Source organism: Rhodopseudomonas sp. BR0C11 (assembly GCF_010820945.1).
Taxonomy (GTDB): domain Bacteria; phylum Pseudomonadota; class Alphaproteobacteria; order Rhizobiales; family Xanthobacteraceae; genus Rhodopseudomonas; species Rhodopseudomonas palustris_H.
This window is the reverse complement of sequence record NZ_QTKI01000136.1, coordinates 1-11,080: the sequence shown is the minus strand read 5'-3', so window position 1 is coordinate 11,080 and position 11,080 is coordinate 1. Positions and strand designations below refer to the sequence as shown.

General features: G+C 64.4%; 10 protein-coding genes. 6 read left to right on the top strand and 4 right to left on the bottom strand.

The genetic code is table 11. From position 1 onward, the window contains the following. The coding region (locus tag DYI24_RS12615) for a COX15/CtaA family protein (protein WP_164572527.1) at positions 1-679 on the bottom strand (679 nt) is incomplete at its 3' end. A 96-nt stretch (positions 680-775) separates the two neighbouring features. Between DYI24_RS12615 and DYI24_RS12610 the strand changes: the two genes are divergently transcribed. Continuing rightward, positions 776-988 carry a DUF2842 domain-containing protein gene (locus tag DYI24_RS12610; RefSeq protein ID WP_107355786.1) on the top strand — a complete coding sequence of 71 codons (213 nt, stop codon included), beginning with the start codon at positions 776-778 and terminating at the stop codon, positions 986-988. A gap of 83 nt (positions 989-1,071) precedes the next feature. On the opposite strand, the gene DYI24_RS12605 is transcribed toward DYI24_RS12610, so the two are convergent. After that, positions 1,072-2,004 (bottom strand): DUF6662 family protein, encoded by a 933-nt coding sequence (locus tag DYI24_RS12605; protein WP_164572526.1) that lies wholly within the window; start codon positions 2,002-2,004, stop codon positions 1,072-1,074. A gap of 356 nt (positions 2,005-2,360) precedes the next feature. On the opposite strand from DYI24_RS12605, the gene DYI24_RS12600 reads away from it, so the two are divergent. The 3 genes from DYI24_RS12600 (at position 2,361) to DYI24_RS12590 (ending at position 5,358) form a co-directional block, all read left to right on the top strand. Continuing rightward, positions 2,361-2,843 (top strand): Dps family protein, encoded by a 483-nt coding sequence (locus tag DYI24_RS12600; RefSeq protein WP_011158306.1) that lies wholly within the window; start codon positions 2,361-2,363, stop codon positions 2,841-2,843. A 281-nt stretch (positions 2,844-3,124) separates the two neighbouring features. Then, positions 3,125-4,126: a cytochrome-c peroxidase gene (locus DYI24_RS12595; protein WP_164572525.1), complete on the top strand. Its 1,002-nt coding sequence runs from the start codon at positions 3,125-3,127 to the stop codon at positions 4,124-4,126. 86 nt (positions 4,127-4,212) lie between these two features. Next, a complete protein-coding gene (locus tag DYI24_RS12590) occupies positions 4,213-5,358 on the top strand; it encodes a NapC/NirT family cytochrome c (protein ID WP_164572524.1) in 1,146 nt (381 codons plus the stop codon). 9 nt (positions 5,359-5,367) lie between these two features. On the opposite strand, the gene DYI24_RS12585 is transcribed toward DYI24_RS12590, so the two are convergent. Next, the gene (locus DYI24_RS12585; RefSeq protein WP_164572523.1) at positions 5,368-6,411 is read right to left on the bottom strand and encodes a polysaccharide deacetylase family protein; all 1,044 of its coding nucleotides are present in this window, start codon (positions 6,409-6,411) and stop codon (positions 5,368-5,370) included. 130 nt (positions 6,412-6,541) lie between these two features. Here DYI24_RS12585 and DYI24_RS12580 point away from each other — a divergent pair, with 130 nt between their 5' ends. Beyond that, positions 6,542-7,735: a GNAT family N-acetyltransferase gene (locus DYI24_RS12580; protein WP_164572522.1), complete on the top strand. Its 1,194-nt coding sequence runs from the start codon at positions 6,542-6,544 to the stop codon at positions 7,733-7,735. 79 nt (positions 7,736-7,814) lie between these two features. Here DYI24_RS12580 and DYI24_RS12575 read toward each other — a convergent pair whose 3' ends face one another. Beyond that, on the bottom strand, positions 7,815-10,175 hold the full coding sequence (locus tag DYI24_RS12575) for a GumC family protein (protein WP_164572521.1): 2,361 nt from the start codon (positions 10,173-10,175) through the stop codon (positions 7,815-7,817). A 268-nt stretch (positions 10,176-10,443) separates the two neighbouring features. On the opposite strand from DYI24_RS12575, the gene DYI24_RS12570 reads away from it, so the two are divergent. Continuing rightward, positions 10,444-11,080: glycosyltransferase (locus DYI24_RS12570; RefSeq protein ID WP_164572520.1), on the top strand; the 637-nt coding region annotated here is incomplete at its 3' end.

Sequence of the window (11,080 nt, the reverse complement as noted above, 5' to 3'; positions counted from 1 at the left end):
TGGACACCCGCCCGGCGCGCAGGCCGGCGACCAGCGCGCCGGCGTAGAGCTGCACGAAGGTCAGCCCGAGCAGCAGCAGTGCGGTCGCTTTCAGCCGCGTCGGGGCGGTCGCGCGCGCCCGGTCCGACAGCCGGCGCAACGTCCAGACGATTGCGGCGTAGATGAGCAGCGCCAACGACAGATGCGTGGCGAGCCGCACCTGCGACACTTCGGTCCGCTGCGACAGGCCGGATGCCACCATCCACCAGCCAACCGCGCCCTGCAGCGCGCCGAGCGCGAAGATGATCCACAGCGCCCGCTTCCACTGCGGGCCGATCGCGCCGCGCCACAGGAACCAGAGGAACGGCAGCAAATAGACGATGCCGATGACCCGGCCGAGCAGCCGGTGGCTCCATTCCCACCAGAAGATCGTCTTGAACTGATCGAGCGTCATGCCGGCGTTCAGTTCGCGATATTGCGGGATCTGCTTGTAGCCGTCGAACGCGGCGTGCCACTGCGCATTGGTGAGCGGCGGCAGCGTGCCGGTGACCGGCTTCCATTCGACGATCGACAGCCCGGATTCCGTCAGCCGTGTCGCCCCGCCGACCAGGACCATGACGGCGATCAGGGCGGCCACCAGGGTCAGCCAAATCCGTACGGCGCGAACTCGGGACGATGGCGGCGCCGCGGCGATGGTCATAAAGCATCCCTTGAACGGATTTTTCCGCACTCTATAGTCCGGCCGTTCTTACGCGCAAGGCGTTGCGAGAACGCATCAACGGCGTGTGAGCGAGGCATGAATATTCGAACCCGCAAATTGATTGGAACCGTCGGCCTGCTGCTGCTGGCGATCGTATGGTCGCTGACCGCGATGGCGTTCGCGCAGGCGCCGGTGATCGCAGATTCGAAATGGCTGCAGGCCGTGTACTACGTGGTCGCCGGCCTCGGCTGGGTGCTGCCGGCGATGCCGCTGGTCACCTGGATGTCGCGTCCCGATCCGACCGAATAAGCGACCCGCTGCAATTCAAAACAGAAACGCCGCCACCGGGACCACGGTGGCGGCGTTGTTGTTTCAGAGATGAGAAGCTCGGTTCAGAACAGGTAGTTGAACCGCAGCATCGCCTGGTGGCGCTCGAAATCGTCGAGATCGAGGTGGCGTGGATCTTTGCAGGCCTGGCCGGCGACCTGCGTGCTCCAGGTGCCCGACAGGCCGATCTTCTCGGTCAGATGCGCCGAGAACGTCGGGCCGATATACACTGCATCGCCGGAGAACCGGTCGAGCCCGAGGCCCTCATAGGCCCGCACGTAGCGTGCCTCGACGCCGAGGATCAGCGTCGGATTGAGCTTGTAGGATAGCGCGCCCTGCACGGCGAATTCGGAATCGTGCGACCAGGAATTGGCGAGATCGCGCGAGGCACCGCCGGAGTACCAGAGGTTGAACGCAGCGAACAGCGTGCCGCGGATCAGCTCCTTGTCCATCAGCGCGGCGAATTCGGTGCCGTAGATCTGCGCGTCGAAACCGGTGAGTTCATCGACCCGGTTCCAACCCGGCGCGGCGTGCAGCGTCAGCCCGAACGGCATCTCGTCGCGATCGAGCACCTTGTAGCGGAACTCCATCGACGCGCCGGCGATCGCGTTGCGCCGGTTATCGACCATGTCGGGGACGCCGCTGATCTGGGTCGAAGCGAAGCTGACGCCGGGAGCGATGCGGAAATTGTCGGTCAGCGTGAACTTGAATTGCGACAGCACGCCGACGCCGGTGTAGGAGCCGAACCGCCGTCCGAACCGGCCGACGTTCTCGATCTCGAGTTCGATCTCGCCCTTCTTCCCGATGTCCGAACCCATGCTGAAGCCGAAGATGTGCTCGGTATCGACATCGTCATGGTCGGCCTTGGCGGCAGGCCCCTGCTCCAGCGTCGGTCCCGCACCCCTTGCAGATGGGGTGGCCGTATAGGACAGCCAGCCCGGCAGTTCCTCCGCGGCGGCCGCCGGCATCGCCAGCGCCGCGGCGATCAACGTCGCCATCGCTGCAGTCAGCGTCGTCTTACAATCGGAAATTCGGCCGCAACGGCCGCGCCACTCGGCAATACGCGCAATCATTAGTCGCCCCCGATGAATTCCATCGGTCTACTAATTGCAATTGCGAATGCCTTTCGGTCAAAGCCTTTTGTTTACAGGCCCTGTAAATGCGAGGCGTCTGAAAATTGATCGATGACAATGATTAGTAGTTGCGTACCGCGGCAAGATGGCAACGTTCCGCGACGGACGCCGCAGCCGGCTAACGATCAGCACCTTGAGCGACGTCGGCGGTGCAATGTTGCCGAAGCGGTACTCATCTACGACCGCCGGCATCCGTGCCGGCACGCTGCAAAGGACCGGACATGACCAAGCCTGCCAAAATCAACATCGGTATCCCGGAAGACAAGCGCGAGAAGATCGCCGACGGCCTGTCCCGGCTGCTCGCCGATTCCTACACGCTGTATCTGATGACGCACAATTTCCATTGGAACGTCACCGGGCCGATGTTCAACACGCTGCATGCGATGTTCATGACGCAATACACCGAGCAGTGGACCGCGCTCGACCAGATCGCGGAGCGGATCCGCGCCCTCGGATTCCCGGCTCCCGGCACCTACAAGGAGTTCGTCAAGCTCGCCTCGATCGCCGAAGTCGAAGGCCAGCCTAAGGCGATGGAGATGGTGCGGCATTTGGTGACCGCGCAGGAAGCCACCGCGCGCACCGCGCGCGAGCTGTTCCCGCTGGTCGAAGATGCCAATGACCAGCCGACGGCCGACCTTTTGACTCAGCGTCTCGACGTCCACGAAAAGACCGCCTGGATGCTGCGCAGCCTGTTGGAAGACTGATCAGCCACCAAGTCGACTTGGGCGGTTCGCAGCGACGCTGCGGACCGCCTTTGCTTGTGAGAACCGCTATCGACTTTCGTCTCAAGGCGCGACCGCCGAACTCAAAAAGCCTTCTGCTGCAGCGACTTTTCGTCGTTTGTGAAGGTTATCCGACAGTCTTGCGATTGACCCGCATCAAAGATCGTTGCTGCGAATAAGAATTACTCTAGAGACCCTTCCGCATCGTCGCGGAGCGACCGTCGGTCCCCCCCTGCGATGCCATCCTGCCCCTGGGGGTTCTCATGAAAACCGCACAAGTGTTGCTCTTGGCGACGGCGCTCTCCGTCTCGTTGTCGCTCCCTGCCCGTGCCGCCACCGACGAGCCGATCTCTCCGATCAAGCCGGCCGTGGTGAAAGATCCGAACCTGGTCGAGCTCGGCAAGAAGCTGTTCTTCGATCCGCGGCTGTCGAAGTCGGGCTTCATCTCCTGCAACTCGTGCCACAACCTGTCGATGGGCGGCTCGGACAATCTGAAGACGTCGATCGGCCATAACTGGCAGAAGGGGCCGATCAACGCGCCGACCGTGCTCAACGCCAGCCTCAATGTCGCGCAGTTCTGGGACGGCCGCGCACTGACCTTGAAGGATCAAGCCGGCGGGCCGATCGCCAACCCGGGCGAGATGGCGTTCACCCACGCTCTGGCGGTCGACCTGCTGAAGTCGATCCCGGGCTACGTCACCGAGTTCAAATCGGTGTTTGGCCAGAACAGCACGGTCGACATCGACGAGGTGACGCGCGCCATCGCCGCGTTCGAAGAGACGCTGGTGACGCCGAACTCGCGGTTCGACAAATGGCTGCAGGGCGACAAGAAGGCGCTGACGCCGACCGAGCGCGCCGGCTATGAGCTGTTCAAGGACTCCGGCTGCACCGGATGCCACAATGGCGCAGCGGTCGGTGGCAATACCTTCCAGAAGATGGGCGTCGTCGAGCCGTACAAGACCGACAATCCGGCCGAGGGCCGCTTCGCGGTCACCAAGGAGGAAGCCGATCGCTTCAACTTCAAAGTGCCGACGCTGCGCAACGTCGAACTGACCTATCCCTATTTCCACGACGGCGCGGCGCAGAAGCTGTCCGACGCGGTCGAGACCATGGGACGGATCCAGCTCGGCAAAACCTTCACGCCGGATGAGAACGCCAAGATCGTCGCCTTCCTCAAGACGCTGACCGGTGACCAGCCCAACTTCAAGCTGCCGATCCTGCCGCCGTCGAGCGACAAGACCGCTCCTCCGAAGCCGTTCGACTGATCTCAGCCAACCAGGCGCATTGCGGACGGCGGAGCTGACACGCCGTCCGCACGCCACGGAATCGTCTGGCACGACGGAACTAACTCATGACGTCGATCTGGAGCCGACTGGCGCGGCCCGGCCCGCTGGCGCTCGCCCTTGTGCTGGCCGCCATTGGCGGCGCGGTTGCCTGGGGTGGTCTCAACACCGCGATGCACGCAACCAACAGCCTGGCCTTCTGTACGTCGTGCCACGCGATGCGCGACAACGTGTATCAAGAATACAAGACCACCGCGCACTACACCAACCGTACCGGCGTCCGCGCCGTCTGTTCCGACTGTCACGTTCCGCGCGACTGGAGTCACATGCTGATCCGCAAGGTGACGGCCACCAAGGAGCTGTATCACTGGGCGATCGGCAGCATCGACACCCGCGAGAAATTCGAGGCCAAGCGGCACGAACTCGCGCGTCACGAATGGCAGCGGATGCGCGCCAACGGCAGCCGCGAATGCCGCAACTGCCACGCCTTCGAAGCGATGGACTTCCACAAGCAGACAGCGAAGGCGGCAACCGCGATGCAGGAGGCCAGCAGGGCCGGCAAGACCTGCATCGATTGCCACAAGGGCATCGCCCACAAGATGCCGGACGTCACGGCCGGTCACCGCAAGGCGTTTGCGGCGCTGCTGGCCGACGCCGGCGTGCTCGCTGCGGCACCAGGCGCGACGCTGTATGCGATCGGATCCGTGCCCCTGTTGCTCGGCGACTCCAACGAAAGCGCCGGCGAACTCGCGGCCAGCACTGCGGTCACAGTTCGCGCCGTCGATCAAGGGCGACTGACGCTTGAGTTGACCGGCTGGCAGCGCGAGGGCTCTCCCGAACTTCTGTATCAGCGCTTCGGCAAACGCATCCTTGCCGCGACGCTGACCGAGACGGCACGCGCGCGAGTCGAGACCTTGGAGACCGCAACGGACGACGACACCGGTGATCAATGGACGCAGGTACGGATCTTGGTCGGCGCGGCGCCGGGCCGGTTCGTCAGTTCGCGCGCTCCGCTATGGACTCTCGCGGCGCGGATCGAGGACGATAATTGCACCCTGTGTCATGCGTTGAAGCCGCCGGGTAGTGCCAAGGCGGACGCCTGGATCGGCCATCTCAACGCCATGAAGCGGCTGACCGCGCTCGATGGGGAGGAAGTCGCCCTGCTCCGCGCTTACTTGCAGAACCATGCCAAGGACGTCGCGCCAGCGCCGTGAACTCGCGCGCTAGCTGCTCCGCCCGATGCCCCGGGCCGCATCCGGCATCAGGCCGGACAGGATCACGCGCAGATCTCGCAGCGAGCGCTCCCGGCCATCCCAGGCGATCCGCGGCAGCGCCAGCGGATTGATCGGGGCTGCCCCGATCACGCCTGGGATCGACGTCATCGCCCCGACGAAGCCAGCCTCCTTGGCCATTGCGACATGCTGCGGACCGAAGCTGCTGCGCTCACCGAACGGATACGCGAAGTGCGAGGCGTCGCGGCCGAGCGCGGCCTGCAGCACCGCGCGGCCCATTGCGATTTCCTTTTGTGCCGCCGCGTCCGGCAGATTGGCCAGCACCGGATAGTTCACGGTAGCGCTGCCGATCGTCACTTTCGGATCGATGGCGAGCCGGCCAATCTCGTCCCAGTCCATCACAGCTTCGCGCGTGACTGCCGCGAGATCGACCGCATAGCGCTTGCATAGATCCTGGATCGCCGCGGTGAGTGCCGCGGGCGGCATGGTGCGCAGCCAGCTCGCGAGGAAATGGAATACCTGCGCCTTGTCGGCAACCGTCGCAGTGTCGAACCGGCGTTCGTTGTGGTCGATCAGCAGCGCGATCCGTTCGGTGCGCGCGATCACCTGCTCCAGCGCCAGCCACCAAGCTTCGCCGATGCCGTCTGGAAACGCCGTCGGCAGATACACCGCGAACGGTACAGCGTGCCCTGCCAGGATCGGATAAGCGAAAGTGGTGATATCGCGCGAGCCGCCGTCGAAGGTCAGGCAGACGAACCGCCCTGGTGAGCCCCCTTGAGCGATCCGGGCGCAAACCTCGGCGGGCGAGATGACCGGACAATTCCAGCGCTTCAGCGCGCGCAACAGGCCATCGAGAAACTGCGGTGTAATTTCACGATCGCGCAGCGGCTGAAACCGGTCGCGGCGCGCCGGACGGACCCGATCGAACCGCAGGATCACTCCGCAGCCGCCGCCCTTCCATTCCGAAAAGCGCGCAGCACCGCTCGCATAAGCAAGCTGCAGCCGCGCCGCCGTCCACCAGCCGTTCGTCGACAAGGTTCAGTCCTTTGCGGCGCCGGGACCGGCAGCGGTTTCGTGGGTCATCATTACGCTTTGTTGAGATTTGTTTGTAAAGGTCCGCAGCGTTGCGCTAGTCACGCCTAGTTTATTCTCATTGGATCGCCGGATGACGATGATGGCCGAGCTGATCGAGGCCCGGACCGCCGATCGCATGGCGGCCGCGCAGAGCCGGATCGCCGACGTCGAGATCATCCCCGACATCGACTCCGCCGAGCCAATCTGGCGCGCGCTCGAGCAGACCGGTCAGCATTGTTCGCCCTATCAGCGGTTCGACTTCCTCAGTGCCTGGCAGCGCCATGTCGGTCACGCCGAGGGCCGACAGCCGTTCATCGTGGTTGCGCGCGACGTCGAGCGCCGGCCGCTGTTGCTTCTGCCGCTGGGTCTCGAACGCAAATTCGGCGTCCGCGTGGCGGGATTCCTCGGCGGTAAACATTCGACCTTCAACATGCCGTTATGGCGGCGTGATTTCGCGGCGAGCGCGGGCGAAGCCGACATCACAGAGCTGATCAGGCGGGTGCGGGATATCGGCGGGGCCGATCTGCTCGCATTCGAACAGCAGCCGGCTCGCTGGAACGATCTCGCCAATCAGTTGACCCGCCTTCCCCACCAGCCGTCAGTCAATGATTGCCCGGTGCTGGTGCTGCCGCCCGGCGCAGCCCCGAGCGACTTGATCAGCAACTCGATGCGGCGCCGGCTCAAGGGCAAGGAGCGCAAGCTGCAGGAACTGCCTGGCTATCGCTATGCCCAGGCGCGCACGCAAGCCGATGTCGACCGCCTGCTCGAGGCGTTCTTCCGGATCAAGCCGGTGCGAATGGCGGCGCAGAATCTGCCGAACGTGTTCGCCGAACCCGGCGTCGCCGATTTCATCCGGCAGGCCTGCTCTACGGAGCTCAGCGGCGGCGGCCGCGCGATCGAAATCCACGCGCTGGAATGCGACGATGAGATGATCGCGATGTATGCCGGCGTCGCCGACGGCAGCCGCTACTCGATGATGTTCAACACCTACACGCTGTCGGACGCGGCGCGCTACAGCCCCGGCCTGATCCTGATGCGCCATATCATCGATCACTACGCCGCGTGCGGCTATCGCTGGATCGACCTCGGCATCGGCTCGGATGACTACAAGAAAATGTTCTGCAAGGACCTTGAGCCGATCTTTGACAGCTTCATCCCGCTGACACCGCGCGGACAGGTCGTGGCGGCGGCGATGTCGGCGATCGGCCGCGGCAAGCGCGCGGTTAAGCACAGTCCGGCGATGATGCAATTGGTGCAACGCGTGCGCAGCGTGCTGCCGCGCTGAGATCTGCGCTCCTTCAGATTGCCCAAAGGAAAACGCCCGGGACCAGCCCGGACGTTTCTCGTTGATCTGTTTGGTGGCTTTACGCAGCTGCGGATCGCTGTCCCGGCTCGATCGGATCAATCGGCTCGGCGGCGCGCAGCATCGTCACCTCGGAGAAGCCGACCGCAACGAGCTGCTCGGCCATTTTGGCGCGCGCCTCACTCGTCATGGTGGACGCCGGCACGACGGCGGCCTGGGCTTGCGACGTCAGCAGCTCTGCCGGCAGATCCGACGCGGTGCCGGCATCGAGCAGCACGTGGTCATACACCCGCATCAGTGCATCGATCGCCAGCGACAGCCGCGGCGAATGCAGCAGCATCCGGTCGAAGCCGGGCTTGCCGGCGCTGACCAATTGCAGCGACGAGGAGCGGTCGCGGGTGATGATCTGGCCGAACGCCGCCTCACCCAGCATCAATTCGGCAAGACCGGGGGCCGACGGATCGATCGACGCGACCTTCAGCATCGCGGAGGATTCCGACAGGTCGATCAGCACAACCTTGGCGTCCTGGGCGAGCCGGCGGGCCAGCACCAGCGCCGTCGTGGTGACCGAGTCGGTGTCCCCAGTCCCAAGCACGGTGAGTTTCCGCCCGCCCTCACCGGCCGTGCGCAAACGTTGCACCAGCGCTTCGATTTCGCCGATCGGCGCAGCGGCAGAGGCGGCCGCAGCAACCGGTGCAGTCTCGACCGGAGCCTGCTCGAGGATCGGCGCTGGTGTAGCCGGCGCAGCAAAAGTCGGCGGTGCTGCCGGTGCGGGCCGCACGACGGGAGCCGCTGCCGCAACCGGGACCAAATCCGGCTCGACAACCGCCGGCGCAGCAACCTCACGAGCCCGCGGCTGCGTCATCCGCAGCAGTTCGCCGGTCGCGATGCCGCCCGAGGTCAAGAGCAGCGTCGCCAGCGTGGCGATCAGCACGATCGGCAGCTTCTTCGGATAGTCGGGTGTGTTGGAGACGATCGCACGCGAGATGATGCGGCCATCCGACGGCGATTGGTCGATCGTCTCGCGCGTCGTCGCCTCGCGATACTTTGCCAGATAGGATTCCAGCAGATCACGCTGCGCCTTGGCTTCGCGTTCCAGCGCGCGGAGCTGCACGTCCTGGCCATTGGTGGCCGAGGCCTGTTTCTTCAGCTGATCAAGGCTGGCCGACAGGTTCTCCACTCGGCTGCTGGCGATCCGGGCATCGTTCTCGAACGAGCGCGACAGCTTCACAGCCTCGTCGCGGAGCTGTTGATCGAGGTCGGACAGCTGCGCCTTCAGTTCCTTGATCCGCGGATGACCGCCGAGCAGCGTCGAGCTCTGTTCGGCGAGCTGCGCGCGAAGCGTGACCCGCTGCTCCGAAAGCCGACGGATCAGTTCGGAGTTCAGCACTTCAGAAGCTTCGATCGGGCCGCCGCTCTTCAGCATCTCCTTGATCAGCCGGGACTTGGCTTCGGCATCGGACTTCAGCGCACGGGCGTTGGCGAGTTGGGCGTTGATGTCGCCGAGCTGCTGGTTCGACAGCGTGGTGTTGTTGGTGCCGATGAACAGGCTCGACTTGGAGCGGAAGTCCTCGACCTTGTCTTCGGCCTCCGACACCTTCTTGCGCAGCGACTCGATCTCGCCGGACAGCCACTGCCCCGCCGCCTTGGCCTGCGCCTGACGCGCATTCTGCTGGAGCACCAGATAGCCGTCTGCGATCGAATTGGCGACGCGCGCGGCAAGCTCGGGATCTTCGGACTGGAATTCGACCACCATCACCCGCGACTTGTCGACCGCATACGCGGTTAGCCGCTCATAGTAAGCATTCAGCACGCGCTCTTCCGGAGTCATTGCGAACGGATCGCGGCCGATGCCGATCAGCGCCAGCAGCGATTTGATCGGATTGATGCCTTTCAGCACCGGATCGAATTCCGGCCGCTCGGCGAGCTTGTTCTTCTTGATGATCTCGAGCGCGAGTTGGCGCGACAGCAGCAATTGAACCTGGCTGGTCACCGCTTCCGGGTCCGGGCCGCTGCGCTGATCGTCGCGATCGCCGCTCGGACGCAGGAAGGTGTTCTCGCGGCCGTCGATCAGGATTCGTGCCTCGGATTTGTAGCGCGGCGTGATCAGGTTCACGATCGCCAGCGAGACGACCAGCGCAAGCAGCGTCGGCGCGATGATCAGATGCTTTTTGCGGGCGAGCGCCTGCCCGATCAGCCGCACGTCGATGTCGCCGTCCGGCGGCAGCGGTGCCGGCTTTTCGATCTGGACGGTACGAGTTGGGGGGCGCTTGAAGATCGCCTGACGAATCGCAGGCTTCTGCGCGGGGGCAGCGGCGGTTTCGGCTGCAGCCGCTGAAGTTGCAGCGGTGGAGGATTCGCGTAATGGGGCTGATGCCTTCGCCGTATCGTCGGTGTTCCGGCGCCAGAACGCGATCCGCATTGTCTACTCCTACGTGACGCGACCAACCGTCAGTTCGGTTCCGACTACAAACCATTAAGGTTGCTGCGCGGTTAATCTCGACGTAGACGGGTAACTAATTCATTCTGCCCGCGCTTACGCAAACACGTTTTGTTAACCACGAAAGTCGTTAATCGGAATCGACTTTTCCGGATCAATCCATGCCCCGCGCCGCCATTCTGACTGGCTTCTGTCCCGCTGCGCGCTGTCACGGCGGATGGCGCGGCGTGCCGTGCGCACCGGCGATCCGATGACCGCTGCCACGCAGGATCAGCCGCTCCGGATCGTCCATGCGGTGCGCGCTCCGGTCGGCGGTATCATCCGCCATATCCTTGATCTCGCCAACGGCCAGGCCGATCGCGGCCATCACGTCGCGCTGATCACCGACAGCCTCACCGGCGGCGATCGCGCTGCTGCCGCGCTCGACGAGATCGCGCCGAAGATGAAGCTCGGCGTGTATCGGCTGCCGATCCGGCGCGAGCCAAGCATCACCGATCTGTTCGTCTGGGGCCGCTTCGTTCGCCTGATCGCGACGCTGCGACCGGACGTGTTGCACGGCCATGGCGCCAAGGCCGGCATCTTCATGCGCGTGGTACCACGGCCGGCCGGCTCGATCCGGGTCTACACCCCGCATGGCGGCTCGCTGCACTATCCGACGACGACGTTCAAAGGGCAGCTGTACAGCCGGCTCGAGCGGCTCTCGATGAATCGCACCGAACTATTCCTGTTCGAGAGCGAGTTCGCGCGCTCAACCTATGAGCGCATGATCGGCAAGCCCGAGGGGCTGGTCCGCTGCGTGGTCAACGGCGTCCCCGCCGGCGAATTCGATCCGGTTTCGCTGGCCGCGGCTTCCCGCGCCGTCTGCGCCGGCGGGGAATTCAGTCCCA

What these genes read in the sequence shown, in the direction of transcription:
- DYI24_RS12610 (WP_107355786.1), top strand. Translation starts at nt 776, where the DNA reads ATGAATATTCGAACCCGCAAATTGATTGGAACCGTCGGCCTGCTGCTG.
- DYI24_RS12605 (WP_164572526.1), bottom strand. Translation starts at nt 2,004, where the DNA reads ATGGCGACGTTGATCGCCGCGGCGCTGGCGATGCCGGCGGCCGCCGCG.
- DYI24_RS12600 (WP_011158306.1), top strand. Translation starts at nt 2,361, where the DNA reads ATGACCAAGCCTGCCAAAATCAACATCGGTATCCCGGAAGACAAGCGC.
- DYI24_RS12595 (WP_164572525.1), top strand. Translation starts at nt 3,125, where the DNA reads ATGAAAACCGCACAAGTGTTGCTCTTGGCGACGGCGCTCTCCGTCTCG.
- DYI24_RS12590 (WP_164572524.1), top strand. Translation starts at nt 4,213, where the DNA reads ATGACGTCGATCTGGAGCCGACTGGCGCGGCCCGGCCCGCTGGCGCTC.
- DYI24_RS12580 (WP_164572522.1), top strand. Translation starts at nt 6,542, where the DNA reads ATGACGATGATGGCCGAGCTGATCGAGGCCCGGACCGCCGATCGCATG.
- DYI24_RS12575 (WP_164572521.1), bottom strand. Translation starts at nt 10,175, where the DNA reads ATGCGGATCGCGTTCTGGCGCCGGAACACCGACGATACGGCGAAGGCA.